The sequence below is a fragment of the Methylobacterium sp. SD274 genome (assembly GCF_017355285.1).
Lineage (GTDB): Bacteria > Pseudomonadota > Alphaproteobacteria > Rhizobiales > Beijerinckiaceae > Methylobacterium.
The window spans coordinates 21,971-38,350 of the sequence record NZ_JADIJP010000032.1 but is presented as its reverse complement, the minus strand read 5'-3'; the positions used below and the strand labels follow the sequence as shown (position 1 = coordinate 38,350).

Annotated in this window: 18 protein-coding genes; 6 read left to right on the top strand and 12 right to left on the bottom strand. The window is 68.1% G+C overall.

Annotation, left to right across the window (positions count from 1 at the left end; genetic code table 11):
- Window positions 1–78: 78 nt before the first annotated feature.
- From ftsA to IPV08_RS20925, 12 genes are all read right to left on the bottom strand, one after another.
- Window positions 79–1,401, bottom strand: coding sequence for a cell division protein FtsA (ftsA, locus tag IPV08_RS20980; RefSeq protein ID WP_056434532.1), 1,323 nt, complete (start codon window positions 1,399–1,401; stop codon window positions 79–81).
- Between the two features lie 72 nt (window positions 1,402–1,473).
- Complete coding sequence (locus IPV08_RS20975) at window positions 1,474–2,448, bottom strand: cell division protein FtsQ/DivIB (protein WP_056434534.1); 975 nt, start codon at window positions 2,446–2,448, stop codon at window positions 1,474–1,476.
- The gene (locus IPV08_RS20970; RefSeq protein ID WP_207413437.1) at window positions 2,415–3,338 is read right to left on the bottom strand and encodes a D-alanine--D-alanine ligase; all 924 of its coding nucleotides are present in this window, start codon (window positions 3,336–3,338) and stop codon (window positions 2,415–2,417) included. The genes IPV08_RS20975 and IPV08_RS20970 overlap by 34 nt, the downstream gene beginning before the upstream one ends.
- Window positions 3,339–3,482: 144 nt before the next feature.
- Window positions 3,483–4,418: a UDP-N-acetylmuramate dehydrogenase gene (murB, locus tag IPV08_RS20965; protein WP_207413436.1), complete on the bottom strand. Its 936-nt coding sequence runs from the start codon at window positions 4,416–4,418 to the stop codon at window positions 3,483–3,485.
- A complete protein-coding gene (locus tag IPV08_RS20960; RefSeq protein ID WP_207413434.1) occupies window positions 4,415–4,951 on the bottom strand; it encodes a DUF559 domain-containing protein in 537 nt (178 codons plus the stop codon). The genes murB and IPV08_RS20960 overlap by 4 nt, the downstream gene beginning before the upstream one ends.
- 7 nt (window positions 4,952–4,958) lie before the next feature.
- The gene (murC, locus tag IPV08_RS20955; RefSeq protein ID WP_056434542.1) at window positions 4,959–6,365 is read right to left on the bottom strand and encodes a UDP-N-acetylmuramate--L-alanine ligase; all 1,407 of its coding nucleotides are present in this window, start codon (window positions 6,363–6,365) and stop codon (window positions 4,959–4,961) included.
- Window positions 6,366–6,420: 55 nt separating this feature from the next.
- Entirely contained in the window at window positions 6,421–7,530 is a 1,110-nt protein-coding gene (gene murG, locus IPV08_RS20950) for an undecaprenyldiphospho-muramoylpentapeptide beta-N-acetylglucosaminyltransferase (protein ID WP_056434544.1), read from the bottom strand.
- Window positions 7,527–8,693, bottom strand: coding sequence for a putative peptidoglycan glycosyltransferase FtsW (locus IPV08_RS20945; protein WP_056434546.1), 1,167 nt, complete (start codon window positions 8,691–8,693; stop codon window positions 7,527–7,529). Before IPV08_RS20945 ends, murG begins: the two co-directional genes overlap by 4 nt.
- Before the next feature lie 186 nt (window positions 8,694–8,879).
- Window positions 8,880–9,107: a hypothetical protein gene (locus tag IPV08_RS20940; protein WP_207413432.1), complete on the bottom strand. Its 228-nt coding sequence runs from the start codon at window positions 9,105–9,107 to the stop codon at window positions 8,880–8,882.
- An 89-nt stretch (window positions 9,108–9,196) separates the two neighbouring features.
- The gene (locus IPV08_RS20935; protein ID WP_207413430.1) at window positions 9,197–9,433 is read right to left on the bottom strand and encodes a hypothetical protein; all 237 of its coding nucleotides are present in this window, start codon (window positions 9,431–9,433) and stop codon (window positions 9,197–9,199) included.
- Between the two features lie 75 nt (window positions 9,434–9,508).
- Window positions 9,509–10,495, bottom strand: coding sequence for a GTP-binding protein (locus IPV08_RS20930; protein WP_056434552.1), 987 nt, complete (start codon window positions 10,493–10,495; stop codon window positions 9,509–9,511).
- A 90-nt stretch (window positions 10,496–10,585) separates the two neighbouring features.
- Window positions 10,586–11,161 carry a TetR/AcrR family transcriptional regulator gene (locus IPV08_RS20925; protein WP_207413428.1) on the bottom strand — a complete coding sequence of 192 codons (576 nt, stop codon included), beginning with the start codon at window positions 11,159–11,161 and terminating at the stop codon, window positions 10,586–10,588.
- Between the two features lie 189 nt (window positions 11,162–11,350).
- Between IPV08_RS20925 and IPV08_RS20920 the strand changes: the two genes are divergently transcribed.
- From IPV08_RS20920 to panB, 6 genes are all read left to right on the top strand, one after another.
- A complete protein-coding gene (locus IPV08_RS20920; protein ID WP_246748106.1) occupies window positions 11,351–12,298 on the top strand; it encodes a quinoprotein relay system zinc metallohydrolase 2 in 948 nt (315 codons plus the stop codon).
- Between the two features lie 35 nt (window positions 12,299–12,333).
- Window positions 12,334–13,179, top strand: a complete 846-nt coding sequence (locus IPV08_RS20915; protein WP_207413427.1) for a quinoprotein dehydrogenase-associated SoxYZ-like carrier — start codon at window positions 12,334–12,336, stop codon at window positions 13,177–13,179.
- 8 nt (window positions 13,180–13,187) lie between these two features.
- Window positions 13,188–13,793 carry a rhodanese-like domain-containing protein gene (locus tag IPV08_RS20910; RefSeq protein ID WP_207413425.1) on the top strand — a complete coding sequence of 202 codons (606 nt, stop codon included), beginning with the start codon at window positions 13,188–13,190 and terminating at the stop codon, window positions 13,791–13,793.
- Between the two features lie 76 nt (window positions 13,794–13,869).
- Complete coding sequence (locus tag IPV08_RS20905; RefSeq protein WP_207413423.1) at window positions 13,870–14,250, top strand: thioredoxin family protein; 381 nt, start codon at window positions 13,870–13,872, stop codon at window positions 14,248–14,250.
- Between the two features lie 67 nt (window positions 14,251–14,317).
- Entirely contained in the window at window positions 14,318–15,037 is a 720-nt protein-coding gene (locus IPV08_RS20900) for a cytochrome c biogenesis protein CcdA (protein ID WP_207413421.1), read from the top strand.
- A 342-nt stretch (window positions 15,038–15,379) separates the two neighbouring features.
- Entirely contained in the window at window positions 15,380–16,204 is an 825-nt protein-coding gene (panB, locus tag IPV08_RS20895; protein ID WP_207413419.1) for a 3-methyl-2-oxobutanoate hydroxymethyltransferase, read from the top strand.
- Window positions 16,205–16,380 lie beyond the last annotated feature (176 nt).

The window sequence follows — 16,380 nt, the reverse complement described above, 5'->3', positions numbered from 1 at the left end:
GGTGAGACCGCCGATGTGCTTGTGTCGGGTCCGGCGCCGATCCCCTTCTGGGGCGTCGGGCAACCGGTCCCGGCGTTCCTAGAAACTCTCGCGCAACCAGCGGTACACGCGGGGGATGTAGCCGTCGGTTCCGGTGCCCGCGAAGGCGCTGTGCCCGCGCGGCTCGAAATGTTCCGCATGCGCCACCTGCGGGTAGACCAGCAGGCCGACCGCGGCGGAGAAGGCGGGGCCCTTGGCGGCCTCGGGAAGGCCGCGGATGCCCAGCGGCCGGCCGATCCGGACCTGACCCTGCATCACCCGGCGGGCGACCTCGGGCAGTCCGACGAGCTGGCTCGCGCCCCCCGTCAGCACCACCCGGCGGCCGGCCTGGGCGGCGAAGCCGGCGTTGCGGAGACGATCGCGAACGAGTTCGACGATCTCCTCCACCCGGGGCTTGATGATCCGCACGAGGTGCGAGCGCGGCACGTGGGTCGGTGCGTCGCCCTCGTCCTCGCCGACGCCGTGGACCGCGATCATGTCGCGCTCGTCGGAGGCGGTGGAGATCGCCGAACCGTAGAGGGTCTTGAGACGCTCGGCCGCCACCACGCGGGTGGAGAGGCCGCGGGCGATGTCCATGGTGACGTGGTGGCCGCCCACCGCCAGGGCGTCCACATGGACGAGGTGCCCGCCTTCGAACACGCCGAAGCTGGTGGTGCCGCCGCCCATGTCGACGACGCAGACGCCCATCTCGGCCTCGTCGTCGACGAGGGCGGAGAGGCCGGCGGCGTAGGGGGTGGCGATCACCGCCTCGACGCCGAGATGGCAATGCTCCACCGCGAGCATCAGGTTGCGGGCGGCGGCCGCCTCCGCCGTGACCACGTGGAGGTCGACGCCGAGCGACTCGCCGATCATCCCGGTGGGGTCGATGACCGCGCCCTGGCCGTCGATGGCGTAGCCGGTGGGAAGGGCATGGAGCACGGTCCGGCCGTGGCTGACGCCATGGGCGCTCGCCGTCTCCAGGGCGCGCTCGACATCCGAGCTCATGACGGTGCCAGTGCGGACACCGACATGCGCCTCGAAATGCTGCGAGCCGAGGCGGCCGCCGGACATGTTGACGATGACCGACTGGACCTCGACCTTCGCCATCCGCTCGGCGGCGTGGACCGCTTGGCGGATCGCCCCTTCGGCGGCTTCGAGATCGACGATGGCACCGCCCTTGAGGCCGTGCGAGCGCTGATGTCCGATGCCGATGATGCGGGCGAAATGGGTCCGTCCGCGCAGGGTGGTGAGAGCCTCGGCCGGCTGGAGCTCGGCGATGAGGCAGACGACCTTGCTCGTGCCGATGTCGAGCACCGAGAGGATGGTGCTCCGGCGCGCGGAGAGCGGTTTCATACGCGGCGTCAGGCCGTGTTGCGCGTGCATCGGATTACCGGGCGAAGGAGGCGGGAAGGGCGGGCTGGCGGGACGCGAGAGGCGCCGGACGAATCGTACGGCTCATGTCTCTGTCCCCTTGCCCTTCGGCTTCTTCTTCTGGGATTCGGCGCGGGTGGCGGCCGCCTCCTCCGTGAGCCGCACCACCACCCGGTCGGGCAGTCGCAGGTCCACGGCGATGATGTCCTTCTCGAGGATGCGGCTGTCGCGCTCGAGCTTGGCGAGGCGGGCGAGAGCCTCAGCGGCCCCGGTCTCGGGCAGGCGGATGTCGACGCCGTCGAGCTTCAGGGTCCAGCGCCGGCCGGAGACGTAGGTGCCGGCCTTGACCCGCTCGCCGAGATCGCCCGCCGCCTCGATGAGGGCGAGGTAATCCTTGAGGCGCTCGTTGGCCTCTTCACCCACCACAAGGGGGAGAGTGGCGTAACGGTCGTCGCGCATCTCGTCGATGACGGTGCCGTCGGCGGCGATGACCGAGATCTCGCCGTTGCGCTGCCACAGGGCGGCGGGCTCGCGCTCGACCTGGTTGATGACGATCTCGTTCGGATAGACCTTGCGCACCGAGACGCTGGCGATCAGCGGCACGTCGAGGAGGCGCTGGCGCGCTTCGGCGACGTCGAGGAAGACCACGGAAGAATGACCGTCGATGCCGGCGGCCTGCAGCACTTCCCGCTCATAGAGCCGGGAGATGCCCGAAATGGTAACGCGCTCGACGCCGAAACCGGCGAGGCGGGCGAGGACGTCGGAGGGACGGCCGTTCTCGAGCACGAAGCGGTCGTAGCGGCCGCTGGCGACGAAACCGGTGATCGATAGGGCGGCGAAGGCCACCGTGACGGTCAGCGTGCCCGCATGACGCGGGATGCGCCGCTCGATCGGCTGGGCGAGCCGCGCACGGCGCGACCGCATGAAGGGGCGTACCAGCCGGGGCAAGCGCGCCGCCAGACCGGCGACGAGCGAGCCCGGACCGGGCGCGGGGGTTCCGTCGACGCCAGCCTGACCGGCTGCGTTCAACGACCCAGAGTAGCGTCCTCCACCATCCATCGGACGAGCTCACCGAAACTCAAGCCAGCGTAGGCTGCGATCTCCGGCACAAGGCTCGTCTTGGTCATCCCGGGCTGCGTGTTGACCTCCAGGACGACGAGGGCACCGGTTCCACCCGGTGTGTCGTCGTATCGAAGGTCCGCACGGCTGATGCCCCGGCATCCAAGTGCTTGATGCGCCGTTAACGACAACTCTTGGACACGCTGGTAAATTTTTGGTTTAATTTCTGCCGGGAGAACGTGGATCGACCCCCCCTCGGCGTACTTCGCATCGAAGTCGTACCACTCCCCCGAGGCAGGCTTGATCTCGATGACACCGAGGGCCTTGTCCCCCATCACCGCGCAGGTCAGCTCGCGGCCCGCAATGTAAGTCTCTGCAAGGACTTGCTCCCCATAGACCCACTCGTCCGAGGCGAGAATCTGGGGCGGATGGGAGCGACCGTCCCGGACGATGATGACGCCCATGGAGGAGCCCTCGGCGATGGGTTTGATCACGTAGGGAGGAGTTAACGGGTGTGCCTTCGCGGCATCATGACGGTTAACGATCAGCCCCTCCGGTACGCTCACCCCGGCGGCCTTCATGATCGTTTTGGCACGTTCCTTATGCATCGCCAGGGCCGAGGCCAGGACGCCCGAATGGGTGTAGGGGATGCGCAGGATCTCCAGCAGCCCCTGGATCGTGCCGTCCTCGCCGGCCGGGCCGTGCAGGGCGTTGAGGGCTACGTCGGGCCGCAGCTCCGTGAGCACGGTGGCGATGTCCGGTCCGACATCGACCTGCGTGACGCGGAACCCCTCCCCTTCGAGGGCTTCCGCGCAGGCGCTGCCCGAGTTCAGGGAGACCTGACGCTCGGAGGACCATCCGCCCATCAGGACGGCGACGTGCTTGGACATTTCCAATTCCTTCCGATGCCGCGTCGTTGGCCATGGCCGTGACGCGCTCGCCCTTGGTTCTGCTCGGCAGACGGTCTCGTGGTTCCGAGAATCGTTGTGCCGAGAATCGTTGTGCAGAGAATCGTCGTGCGATTCGGGCCGCCTCTAGCCGGGTGTCGAGGCCGGGACACCGATTCGCTTGATCTCCCAATGCAGCTCGACGCCCGAATGCTCGCGCACCCGGCGGCGGACCTCCTCGCCGAGCCCCTCGATATCGGCGGCGGTGGCGCCGTCGCGGTTGATCAGGAAGTTGCAGTGCATCTCCGAGACCTGGGCGCCGCCCATGGTGAGCCCCCGGCAGCCGGCCGCATCGACGAGCTGCCACGCCTTGCCGCCCGGCGGGTTCTTGAAGGTCGAGCCGCCGGTGCGCTCGCGGATCGGCTGGGCCGCCTCGCGCGCGGCGGTGACGCGGTCCATTTCCGCTTCGATGGCGTGGCGGTCGCCGGGACGGCCCCGGAACAGCGCACTCGTGAAGATCACGTCCTCGGGCGAGGCGCTGTGACGGTAGGTGAAGCCCATTTCCGCATGGGTGAAGCACCGCAGCTTGCCCGTGCGGTCGATGCCGCGCGCCTCCACCAGCACGTCGGTCGTCTCCCCGCCATGCGCGCCGGCATTCATGCGCAGCGCGCCGCCGATGGAGCCGGGAATGCCCCGGAAGAAGGCCAATCCGTCGAGGGACGCCTCCGCCGCCGCCTTGGCGAGGCGCATGTCCGGCACCGCGGTCCCGGCCCGCAGGGTCTCGCCGTCGATCTCCACGGACCCGAAGGCCTTGCCGCCGAGCCGGATCGTGACGCCGGGAATGCCACCGTCGCGGACGATCAGGTTCGAGCCGAGGCCGATCACGGTGACCGGAGTTTCCGGGTCGAGGGCGCCCAGGAGGTGCGCGAGGTCCTCCTCATCGGCCGGCGTGAACAGAACCTGTGCCGGGCCGCCGACGCGGAACCAGGTGAGGTCGGCGAGCGACGGATTCGCCAAGAGCCGACCACGCAGGGCGGGCGCGGCGGCGCGGATAGTGGGAGTGATGTCGGGAAAGGCGGTCATGGGAGCACCTCCCCTCTCCCCGCTTGCGGGGAGAGGGCCTCGTCCCCCTTGTCGAGGACGAGGCGAGCGGAGCGAAGGTGAGGGGGCGCCACCGGAAGTGACTCTCCGGGAATCGCCCCCTCACCCTCGCCCTGCGGGCTCGTCGCGCCGACGACGAGGTCGTCGCGACCCTCTCCCCGCAAGCGGGGAGAGGGGGGCAAAGCGGCTCGGATCGTGTCCATGACGCCAGCGATGTTGTTCATGATCTCAGCATTCCAAAAGCGCAGGACGCAATAGCCCCTCGCAGACAACCACGCATCCCTGACGCGATCCGGCAGACTATCCGCATGCTGGCCGCCATCGGCCTCGACGATGAGCCTCGCTTCGCGACAGGCGAGATCGGCGATGTAAGGGCCGATGCTCTCCTGGCGCGTGAACTTGAAGCCTGCGAGGCGTCGATCGCGAAGGTGATGCCAGAGACGGCGCTCCGCATCGGTCTGCTCCCGTCTCAGATGCCGGCGAAATCCAGTTCGTCTCGGATCGCCGGCACGCATCCCATCCTCACCCCTGCAACGCCGCCAATTCGCCCGGCAGGGCGTAGGCCCATTGCGTGATGTTGCCGGCGCCGAGACACACGACGTAATCGCCGGGCTTGGCGCGGGTGGCCACGAGGCCGGCGAGGTCTTCGGTGCGCTCCAAGGCGAGGGCATCGCGGTGGCCGCGCGACTTCAGGCCCGAGACGAGGCCGTCGCGGTCCATGCCCTCGATCGGGGCTTCGCCGGCCGCGTAGACGGGGGCGACGATGACCGTGTCGGCATCGTTGAAGCAGGTGCAGAAATCGTCGAACAGCGAGGCGAGCCGGGTGTAGCGGTGCGGCTGGACGATGGCGACGACGTTGCCCTCGGTGGAGGCACGGGCGGCCTTCAGCACCGCCTTGATTTCCACCGGATGGTGTCCGTAATCGTCGAAGATCAGCGCGCCGTTCCACTCGCCGGTCTTGGTGAAGCGGCGCTTGACGCCGCCGAACCCGGCCAGCGCCTTGCGGATCGCCTCCGGCTCGACGCCGAGCTCGTGCGCGACGGCGAGGGCCGCGGTGGCGTTCAGCGCGTTGTGCTTGCCCGGCATGGGGAGGACCAGATCCTCCATCTCCATGCGGAAACCGGGGCGCCGGTCGCGGATCATGACGCGGAAGCGGCTCTGGCCGCCGCGCAGGTCCACGTCGATGAGGCGGACATCGGCCTGGGGGTTCTCGCCGTAGGTGATGATGCGGCGATCCTCGATATGCCCGACGAGATCCTGCACCACCGGATGGTCGATGCACATGACGGCGAAGCCGTAGAACGGGATGTTGTCGATGAAGCGCCGGAACGCGTCCTTGACCGCCTCGAACGATCCGAAATGGTCGAGATGCTCGGGGTCGATATTGGTGACGATGGCGACGTCGGCGGGAAGCTTCAGGAAGGTGCCGTCGGATTCGTCGGCCTCCACCACCATCCACTCGCCCTCGCCCATGCGGGCATTGGTGCCGTAGGCGTTGATGATGCCGCCATTGATGACGGTGGGGTCGAGGTTGCCGGCATCGAGCAGGGTGGCGACAAGGGAGGTCGTGGTGGTCTTGCCATGCGTGCCCGCGATGGCGACGCAGGATTTGAAGCGCATCAGCTCCGCCAGCATCTCGGCGCGGCGCACCACCGGCAGGCGGCGCTCGCGGGCGGCGATGAGCTCGGGATTGTCGCGCCGGATCGCCGTGGAGACCACCACGAGGGCGGCCTCCTCCACGTTCTGCGCGGCATGGCCGATGAAGGTCTTCATGCCCTTCTCGGCCAGCCGCCGCACATTGGCGTTGTCGTTGGCGTCCGACCCCTGCACCGTGTAGCCGAGATTCGACATGACCTCGGCGATGCCGGACATGCCGATGCCGCCGATGCCGATGAAATGGATGGGGCCGAGCTTGTCGGGCAGCTTCATGGTGTGACTCAGTCTCGTCGTGTCGCGGAGCGCGTGAGGGCGCCCCGGCTCGGAATCAGGTGCGGGCCGCCGTCTCGAGGACGACATCGGCCAGCCGCTCGGCGGCGTCGTGGATGCCCGCGCTTTTGGCGGCTGCGGCCGCCGCGGTCAATTTTGCCGGATCGGTGAACAGGTCGAGGAGCTCGGCCGTGAGGCGATCCGGCGTGAAGGCGCTCTGCTGGATGGCGAGCGCCGCGCCGATCCGGCTGAGCGTCGCGGCATTGGCGGCCTGGTCCTGGTCGAGGGCGCCGGGCAACGGCACCAGGATCGACGGCCGCCCCATCGCGGCGAGTTCCGACACGGTGGACGCGCCGGAGCGTCCGACGACCAGATGGCTGCGGGCCATGCGGGCCGGCAGGTCCTTGAAGAACGGCGCCGTCTCGAGACCGGCGAGGCCGAGGGAGAGGTAGAGGTTCTGGACCTCGGTGAGGTCTTCGGCCCGCACCTGCTGCACCAGCATCAGCCGCGCGCGAAGGTCGGCGGGCAGCTGGGCGATGGCTTTCGGCACCACCTGCCCCATCACCGCCGCGCCCTGGCTGCCGCCGAAGACGAGGAGATGGCGCTCATCCGCCTCGCCCACGGGCGGGTAGGGCGTCCGCGCGGCGGCGAGCACGGCGGGACGGAGCGGGTTGCCGGTATGGGTGCGCGGGGCAGTGGCCTTCAGGGGGATGCCACGCACCTCCGCGAAGCCGGTGGCGATGGCGCGCGCACCCCGCGCGAGGAAGGCGTTGGCGCGCCCCATCACCGCGTTCTGCTCGTGCAGGATGGTCGGAACACGCAGGATCTGCCCGGCGAGAACCGGCGGCACGGTCGGATAGCCGCCAAAGCCCACGATGGCGGCCGGGTTGATCCGCCGGATCTCGCGCGCGGCCACGCCGAAGCCGCGCCCGAGGGTGAGGAGCGCCCCCGCCCGCTTCACGATGGAGCGGCCGGACGGCGTCGCCGAGGCGATGGTGACGATCTCAGAGGCCGGAAACTCACCCGCGATGGAATCGACGCGGGCGTCGGTGGCCAGCACCACGCGGACGCCCCGCGCGCGCAGGGCATGGGCCAAACTCTCGGCCGGGAAGAGATGGCCACCCGTGCCGCCGGCACAGAGCAGGATCGTCGGCGTCATCACGGTCACCGCATCACTCCGGCGACGGTGGCGGGCGCGGTGCCCGGGGGCTTCTGGCTCAGGGTCGACATGCGCGGCCGCTTGCGGGTGAGCGCCACGAGGAAGCCCATGCCCAATGCCAGCGAGATCAGCGACGAGCCGCCATACGAGACGAAGGGCAGGGTCATGCCCTTGGCCGGCATCAGCCGCACGTTCACCGCCATGTTGATGCAGGCCTGCAGGCCGAACAGGGTGGTGAGACCGGTGATGGCCAGGCGCGAGAAGGTATCGTCGGTGCGTCGCGCCAGCTTCAGCCCCCGCATGACGATATAGGCGAAGAGGCAGACGAGGCCGAGGCAGACGATGACGCCGAACTCCTCACCGGTGACGGAGAAGATGAAGTCGGTATGGGCGTCGGGCAGGTGGCGCTTGGCCACGCCCTCCCCCGGGCCGGTGCCGAACCAGCCGCCGGAATTGAACGATTCCCTCGCCCAGTATTCCTGGAAGCTGTCGCCGGAATCCTTGTCGAGGAAGCGGGTGATGCGCTCGCGCACGTGATGCAGGAACTGGTAGGCGAAGCCGACGCCGACGAGGCCGGCGACACCGAGGCCCGCGACCCAGAACCAATGCAGGCCGGCAACGAAGAACAGCGAGCACCAGACGATGGTGATCAGCATGGTCTGGCCGAAATCCGGCTGCAGGATCAGCGGCACGATGGTGACGGGCAGGAGCAGGATCGCCAGCAGGCCGCCGGGCATGTCACGGCGCTGCGCACCTTCCGAGAAGGCCCAGGCTGCGACGACCACGAAGGCCGGCTTCACGAATTCGGAGGGCTGCAGGCCGAACGGGCCGAACTGGATCCAGCGATGCGCGCCCTTGATCTCCGGCCCGAACTTGCCGGCGAGGATGCAGAGGGTGACGCCGACGATCCAGGTGGCCAGGGCCACGCGGCGGATATGGCGCAGGGACAGGAACGACACCGCGACGATGATGAGGATCGTTGGGGCGAGGTACATCGCCTGGCGGTTGAGGAAGTGGAAGGTCGGCAGGCCGATCTTCTCCGCCACCGGCGGTCCGCCGCCCATGAGGAAGACGAGGCCGGCCACCATCAGGGCGGTGAGGCCGGCAAGCAGGCCGCGATCGACGGTCCACCACCAGTCGGTCAGGGGCGTGCGTTCCGCGCGGGACATCATGGGGCGTCGCTCTCCGTGAGCCTTACGGCGCCCGGAACGAGCAGCCGACAGCCGCCGGCAGCATCAAGCCGGCTCGGATTCGATCCTGTGCCGGAATGGTAAACCAAGTCTTTCACGACGCTCGACTGAACGACAGCCATGCGTCGCCGAACGTGGGTCGTGGCGGGACGCGGGGGTGCGCCGCGCTTACCGCCTCATCGACTTGAACCCGCAGGTGGGGCCGTTGTCGCGGTAGCCGGCGGGGCAGCGTCGGACGCAGGCGCCGGCCGCGAATTTCAGCGGCGGGCGGCAGGCGTTGCGGACGCTCCGCGGCCGGAACTCGTAATCCTGCGCCGGACCGGCCATCGCCTCTCCACCGAGAGTGAGGGAAGCGGCGAGCAACAGGGCGGCGCGAAGGGCGAGACGCGAGATCATGGCGGTTTCCGATGGACGAGACGTGAGCGTATCCCGCCGCGACCTCGCCGATTCGGTCAAGGCCGCTTCATCGATATGACGGCGGGATCTCAGCGGTTCATGTTCTTGAAGCGGCAATAGCCCCGGCCGGTATCGCGATAGCCGGCGGGGCACCGCTTGACGCAGGCCCCGGCCGCGAATTTCAGCGGCGGCTTGCAGAAGCCGCCAAAACGTTTCTCGCGATCCATCGTGTATTTCGCCGCGACCGGCGTGGAGAACGCGACGCTCCCGAGGGGGGCCGCCGCCGTCAGCACGAGGAGGGACGCGAAGGCGAGCCGCAGAATCATCGGGACATCCGGACGAAAGGAAGACAGGCGGACAATGCGCCTGCCTCCGAGCGGTTCGATTCCGGACAAAGCCCGTCAGGCCGCCTTGCAGTCGTAGAATCCTTCGCGGATCGCCTCAGGGTCGAGCTTGCGGCCGATGAAGACGACGCGGGAAACGCGGGCCTCGTCCTCTTTCCATGGCCCCTGGAGATCGCCGTCGAGGATCTGGTGAACGCCCTGGAAGACGAAGCGCTGGGGCTCGTTCGGGAAGGCCACGATGCCCTTGCAGCGCAGGATGTCCGGCCCCTGGACCTGGGTCAGGGTCGAGATCCAGGGCATGAACTTCTCCGGGTCCACCGGGCCGTCGATCCTGGCCGAGACCGACTGCATCTCGTCGTCATGGTGATGGTGGTGGCCCTCTTCCAGGAAATCGGGCTCGATATCGAGGATGCGCGAGAGGTCGAAGGCGTTGCGGTCGAGCACCTGATCGAGCGCGACGTCGCAGCGGCTGGTGCGGTGGACCTTGGCATAGGGGTTGATGGAGCGGATCAGGCCCTCGACCCGGTCGAGATCGGCGGGCTCCACAAGGTCCGCCTTGTTGAGCAGGATCACATCCGCGAAGGCGATCTGGTTCTTGGCCTCCGGCGCGTCCTTGAGGCGGTCGGCGAGCCATTTGGCATCCGCCACCGTCACCACCGCGTCGAGGCGGGCGGCGGCGCCGACATCCTCGTCGATGAAGAAGGTCTGGGCCACGGGCGCCGGGTCGGCGAGGCCGGTGGTCTCCACGATGATCGCGTCGAACTTGCCGCGCCGCTTCACCAGCCCGTCCATGATGCGGATGAGGTCGCCGCGCACGGTGCAGCAGACGCAGCCGTTGTTCATCTCGAACACTTCCTCATCGGCGCCGATGACGAGGTCGTTGTCGATGCCGATCTCGCCGAACTCGTTGACGATGACGGCGTAGCGCTTGCCGTGGTTCTCGGTGAGGATGCGGTTGAGGAGCGTGGTCTTGCCGGCTCCGAGATAGCCGGTGAGCACGGTCACGGGGATCTTCGAGGAGGCGGGTGTCGGGCTGTCGGACATGCAAGGCTCTTCAGGTTCGCGTAATCGGCCGCGTCGGCTGTGTGGCGCCTGTTATATTGTATCATCGCCCTGCGATGAAAGGGCGTTTCCTCACCCTGTCCGTGCTGGCCTGAGACTGTCGCACAACGCCGCCAGGGTGAGGCGGAAGCCGGCCGATCCGGCGAGCAGCCGCTCCAGCATGAGCGCGCCCTCCAGGGTCGCGACCACCATCCGGGCCGTGGCGGCCGGATCGAGACCGGGGCGCAGGCTCCCGTCGGCACACCCCTCGGCCAGAACCTGCTCCAGCCAGGCGATGTGCTTGTCGAAGAACCGGGCGAGCTCGGCGCGCAGCGCGTCCGGCAGCGTGTCCCTCTCGATGGCGAGCACGGCGCAGAGACAGCCGAGCCCATCCTCGACCCCGGTGAGATAGTGCCGGCCATAGGCCTCGATCCGCGCGATCGCGTCCGGCTGGGCCGCGACGATGGCGGCGAGCGCCGCGTCGTAGCGGGCGTCGTAGGCCTCCACCAATGCGAGGGCGAGGTCGGTCTTCGTGCGGAAATGGTGATGGATGCTCGCCTTGCGGATGCTCACCGCCTCGGCGAGGTCGCCGTAGCTGAAACCGGAATAGCCCCGGCCCCGTACCAGGATCTCGGCCTGGGCCAGCAGGTCCGCTCTGGTGTCTCTCATGGTCGGTCGATCATGGTCGGGGGCTTCGCGAAACCGGGGAAGGAGGCACGAAGGCGTGATGGGCAACTCCGCGCGTCAGCACTTATGCCGTTGACGGCAGCAAAAATCTACCTACTAGATGGTAGCCATAAAAACGGGAGGATAATTCATGAAAGGTCGCTTCGCCGGGCGATCCTCGCAGGATATGCCATGAACCCGCAGCCTCTGCGGAGCTTGGCCACGCGCCGCGCCACTCTGTTCGGCGGGCTGTGCCTGTGCTGCCTGCCGAGCCTCGGCCGGGCGGCGGAATCCTTCACGACGGACGAAGTCGGGCCGGGCATCTTCATGCGGCGCGGCCTCGATGCCGAGGCGACATCCGAGAACGGCGACGCCATCGCCAATATCGGCTTCATCGTAGGCGAAAAATCCGTGCTCGTGACAGAGTCGGGCGGCAGCCTCGCCGATGGGGAATGGTTGCGCGCCGAGATCGGGAAACGCACGTCGAAGCCAGTCAGCCATGTGGTGCTGACCCATGTCCACCCCGACCATTGCTTCGGCGCGCAGGCCTTCGCGCAGGACAAGCCGGTCTTCATCGGCCACCACGCCCTGCGGTCCGCCCTCGATTCGCGGGGCGACTTCTACAGGACGCGCCTCGTGGAAATCCTCGGGGCCGACAAGGCCGGATCGGTGGTGTACCCGACGATGGAGGTGGCCGACACGGCCGAGATCGACCTCGGCGGACGGAGCTTGCGCTTCACCGCCCACGGCACCGCCCATACCAATTGCGACCTCTCCATGGTCGATACCCGGACGGGCATCCTGTTCCCGGCCGATCTCCTGTTCGTCACGAGGGTCCCGTCCCTCGACGGCAGCCTGCTCGGCTGGCTGAAGGAGGTCGAGACACTGACCGGACTGGGTGCGACAAAGGCCGTGCCCGGCCATGGCCCGACCCTGGTCGATGCCGCGCCCGCCTTCGCCGACCTGACGCGCTACCTCACGGCGCTCCGCGACGAGACCCGCAAGGCCATCGCCGCCGATCAGCCCATCGACAAGGCGATCGACAGTATCGGCCGGTCGGAGCGCGAGAAATGGGTCCTGTTCGACACGTATAACGGCCGCAACGTCACTCAGGCCTACAAGGAGCTTGAGTGGGAATGAGCCAGCGCCCCATCATCACGACGAGGAGAGACGCCATGACCACCCACGCGCCGACACCGATCTCCGCGACCAAGCGGTCCTTCACCGCCGCCCTGTGCCTGTCCGCCGCCATGCTGATGGGCGGCTCCGCCCTCGCCGCCGGCTCGAGCGACACCGATGCGGAGCGGCTGGAGCGCTGGCGGGACATCGCCAAATCCATCTTCGGCGACCGCGCGATCGAGCCGACCGATGCGCTCATCAAGGTCGATGCGCCGCCGCGCGCCCTCGACGCCTCCCTGGTTCCGATCACCCTGATGATGCCGGAGAAGGACAGGATCGCCGCCGTCCACCTCATCATCGACGACAATCCCTCACCCTATGCCGCCCACATCACCTTCGGCCCCGCCGCCGACCCGAGCGAGGTGAAGCTCCGGGTGCGGATCAACAACTACACCAACGTCCATGCCGTGGCCGAAACCAAGGACGGCAAGCTCTACGAGGCCGTGAAGTTCGTCAAAGCCTCGGGCGGCTGTTCCGCCCCCATGGGGATGAGCGACGAGGAGGCCCTGAAGGGGGCCGGCGACATGAAGATGAAGTTCGCCGAGGGCGGCCAGGGCAAGCCCACGGAGGCGACGCTGATGGTCCGTCACCCAAATTTCAGCGGGATGCAGATGAACCAGATCACCCGCGATTACACGCCGGCCCGCTACATCAACAAGCTCGACGTCTCCTCCAACGGCAAGCTCGTCTTCTCCATGAACGGCGACATCTCCATCGCGTCGAACCCGGTGATCAATTTCGCCCTCGCGCCCGACGCCAAGGGTCCGATCAAGGTGGTGGCCACGGACAACCAGCAGAGCCGCTGGGAACACAGCTTCAACACGCCGACCCCGAGCAACTGACGATGAGGATGCCGCGCATGATTCGATCGATCGGAGTCGCAGCCATCGCCCTCGCCGTCCTGTCAAGCGCCCCGGCCTGGGCGGCGAGCCCCGCCGATTCACCCGTGAACGTGCCGGAGCCCGAAGGCTTCTGGACCGGGCCGCCGAAGGCCTACACCCCCAAGACCCTCACGGGGGCGACGGTGGTCGATATCGACGCCCTCGACAGGCTGGTCGCCGCCGAGAAACCGGTGATGATCGACGTGGCCATGGCCGACCAGAAGCCGGTGGGCTTTCCCACCGACCGGCCCTGGCTGCCCGCCCACCGCTCGATTCCCGGCAGCGTCTGGATGCCCGGCGCGGGCGCGGCGCCGATGGCCCCGGCGCGGGAGGCGCAGTTCCTCGCCCGCGTCGCCGACCTCACCGGCGGCGACAAGACGAAGCCGGTGGTCACCTTCTGTCATCCCGAATGCTGGGGCAGCTGGAATGCCGGCAAGCGCCTGCTCCAGAACGGCTATACCCGCGTCTACTGGTTCGCCGACGGGGTCGAGGGCTGGCAGGACAGGCACGACACCACGATCCTGAAGGTCGATGCCGCCTGGGCCGCCAAGCCCGCCGGCGAGGCGCAGAGATAAAGACGGGCGTGGGGAGCCGGCCTCGGTAACGCGGCCGGCTTCAAGCCGCCTACACCTCACTGTCGAGACATTCCCGATGATCAGCCGTCGCGCCCTCCTCCTCACGACGGCCCTTCTCGCCATCGCCGGCGAGGCCCTCGCCGCCGAACCGTTCGACGAGGCGGCCTTCGCCGCTGCCCAAGCAGCCGGCCGGCCGATCATCGTGGAGGTGACCGCCCCGTGGTGCCCGATCTGCAAGGCGCAGCGGCCTCTCCTGAAGGCTCTCTCCGAACAGCCGCGTTTCAAGGATCTGGCGATCTACGAGATCGACTTCGACACGCAGAAGGCACTGATGCGCCGGTTCGATGCGCGCATGCAGAGCACGCTCATCGTCTTCAAGGGACGCGAGGAGGTCGGCCGCTCCGTGGGCGAGACGCAGGGCGAATGGATCGAATCCCTGGTGGAGAAGGCCCTTTAGAGCGGCGCCGGGAATCCAGCGGGCATCCCTGTCATGCATACGTCCCTTCCATGAATACGTCCCTTCCATGAATACGTCCCTGGGCCTCGCCTTCCTCGCCGGCCTGCTCACGATTCTCTCTCCCTGCGTGCTGCCGCTACTTCCCGTCGTTTTGGGGGCTGCGGCCTCTGAGCATCGTTTGGGGCCGGCGGCCCTGGCGGGCGGGCTCGCCCTGTCCTTCGTGGCGCTAGGCCTGTTCGTGGCGACCGTTGGGTTCAGCCTCGGCATCGACGGCGACGTGCTCCGCCCGGTGGCGGCGCTCCTGCTCGTTCTCGTCGGAATCGTCCTCATCGTGCCCGCCTTGCAGGTCCGTCTCGCCGCCGCGGGCGGCCCCCTGAGCGACCGGCTGGAGCGACGCTTCGGCGGGATCGCGACCACCGGCCTCGCGGGCCAGTTCACCGTCGGTCTTCTGCTCGGCGCGGTGTGGAGCCCCTGCGTGGGGCCGACCCTGGGCGCCGCGTCCCTCCTCGCCGCGCAGGGGAAGGATCTGGCGCAGGTCGCCCTCACCATGCTGGTCTTCGGCCTCGGCGCGGCCCTGCCCCTGCTCGGCCTCGGCCTGCTGTCGCGCCGGGTGCTGATGGCGTGGCGGTCGCGGATGATGCGGGCCGGCGCGGGCCTCAAAGCGGCGCTCGGAATCGTTCTCGTCCTCACCGGATCAGCGATTCTGACCGGGCTCGACAAGCGTCTCGAGACGGCTCTCGTCTCGGCCTCGCCGGACTGGCTGACAGCTCTGACCACCCGTTTTTAAGGTATACCAAGCGACACTGGGCTGAGCGGCGAAGAAAGCCGACGAAATCAGCAACGTCAGGGGCTTATGAAACGAAGTAGCCCGTTGACAAGGCTCCGGTTGTGGCAGAATAAAGGCACCGGAGACGGCCCGACGTCTAGGGAGGAAACGCCCGGCAAGGGTTGCGACGACAGGCGACGCCATCGCCAGATCGTCAGCAGGATATCGGTCAGCCGCTCCAGTTCTTTACCCTACAAGCGTCGAAGACCGTCATCACGACGGGTGATTTCAGCATGCCGAGCGTATAGACATCCCCGACATGCCTCCGGCCTTCGCGCCGCCGGCGAAACCGGGTTGAGATCGATGTCGCAAGTCGTTCAGTCACGCCGCATCCGTGCCGTGGACCTCGCCAAGCGCAAGGCCGAAGGCGCCAAGATCATCGCGCTGACGGCCTACCACGCCCATACCGCCAGCATCCTCGATCCTCATTGCGACTTCATCCTGGTGGGCGATTCCCTCGGCATGGTCATGCACGGGATGGAGACGACCCTGCCGGTGACCCTGGAGATGATGATCGTCCAGGCGCAGGCCGTGATCCGCGGCACCTCCAGGGCCCTCATCGTCGTGGACATGCCGTTCGGCTCCTACGAGGCGAGCCCTCAGCAGGCCTTCATGAGCGCCGCTCGCGTGCTGAAGGAGACCGGCGCCGGCGCGATCAAGATGGAGGGCGGCGCGCGCTTCGCCGAGACCGTCGCTTTTCTCGTGGAGCGGGGCATTCCGGTGATGGGCCATATCGGCCTCACCCCGCAATCCGTGAACACGATGGGCGGGTTCCGCGTGCAGGGACGCGGCGCGGAGGGCGAGCGCAAGCTGATGCAGGACGCCCAGGCGATCAGCGATGCGGGAGCCTTCGCCATCGTGCTCGAAGGCATCGTCGAGCCGGTGGCCCGCGCCATCGCCACGAACCCCTCCATCACCACGGTGACCATCGGCATCGGCGCCTCCACCGCCTGCGACGGCCAGATCCTCGTCCTCGAAGACATGCTCGGCTTGAGCGACCGGGTGCCGAAATTCGTGAAGCGCTTCGGCTCGTTGCGCGGGCAGATCGAGGGCGCGGTGGAAGCCTATGCGGAAGAAGTCCGCGCCGGCCGTTTCCCGGCGGACGAGCATACCTACCAGCCCATCTGAGCGAGACCGGTGCGCCGCCTGGGGCTCGCCCGTTGCCGAGCGCCCGCGAGCGGGGCCGATGTCGCGCCGAACCCGTCGACCACCGCGGCTTGAGCGGCGCCCGAAAGGCGTCGTTCAGGTCCTCGATCGGTATCGTGACGGTCCTCTTCGATCCCCGCTGTCGCATGCTCGAAAGG

Coding starts and splice junctions, on each gene's coding strand:
- ftsA (WP_056434532.1), bottom strand. CDS start 1,401: ATGCACGCGCAACACGGCCTGACGCCGCGTATGAAACCGCTCTCCGCG.
- IPV08_RS20975 (WP_056434534.1), bottom strand. CDS start 2,448: ATGGATGGTGGAGGACGCTACTCTGGGTCGTTGAACGCAGCCGGTCAG.
- IPV08_RS20970 (WP_207413437.1), bottom strand. CDS start 3,338: ATGTCCAAGCACGTCGCCGTCCTGATGGGCGGATGGTCCTCCGAGCGT.
- murB (WP_207413436.1), bottom strand. CDS start 4,418: ATGACCGCCTTTCCCGACATCACTCCCACTATCCGCGCCGCCGCGCCC.
- IPV08_RS20960 (WP_207413434.1), bottom strand. CDS start 4,951: ATGCGTGCCGGCGATCCGAGACGAACTGGATTTCGCCGGCATCTGAGA.
- murC (WP_056434542.1), bottom strand. CDS start 6,365: ATGAAGCTGCCCGACAAGCTCGGCCCCATCCATTTCATCGGCATCGGC.
- IPV08_RS20945 (WP_056434546.1), bottom strand. CDS start 8,693: ATGATGTCCCGCGCGGAACGCACGCCCCTGACCGACTGGTGGTGGACC.
- IPV08_RS20940 (WP_207413432.1), bottom strand. CDS start 9,107: ATGATCTCGCGTCTCGCCCTTCGCGCCGCCCTGTTGCTCGCCGCTTCC.
- IPV08_RS20935 (WP_207413430.1), bottom strand. CDS start 9,433: ATGATTCTGCGGCTCGCCTTCGCGTCCCTCCTCGTGCTGACGGCGGCG.
- IPV08_RS20930 (WP_056434552.1), bottom strand. CDS start 10,495: ATGTCCGACAGCCCGACACCCGCCTCCTCGAAGATCCCCGTGACCGTG.
- IPV08_RS20925 (WP_207413428.1), bottom strand. CDS start 11,161: ATGAGAGACACCAGAGCGGACCTGCTGGCCCAGGCCGAGATCCTGGTA.
- IPV08_RS20920 (WP_246748106.1), top strand. CDS start 11,351: ATGAACCCGCAGCCTCTGCGGAGCTTGGCCACGCGCCGCGCCACTCTG.
- IPV08_RS20915 (WP_207413427.1), top strand. CDS start 12,334: ATGACCACCCACGCGCCGACACCGATCTCCGCGACCAAGCGGTCCTTC.
- IPV08_RS20910 (WP_207413425.1), top strand. CDS start 13,188: ATGCCGCGCATGATTCGATCGATCGGAGTCGCAGCCATCGCCCTCGCC.
- IPV08_RS20905 (WP_207413423.1), top strand. CDS start 13,870: ATGATCAGCCGTCGCGCCCTCCTCCTCACGACGGCCCTTCTCGCCATC.
- IPV08_RS20900 (WP_207413421.1), top strand. CDS start 14,318: ATGAATACGTCCCTGGGCCTCGCCTTCCTCGCCGGCCTGCTCACGATT.
- panB (WP_207413419.1), top strand. CDS start 15,380: ATGTCGCAAGTCGTTCAGTCACGCCGCATCCGTGCCGTGGACCTCGCC.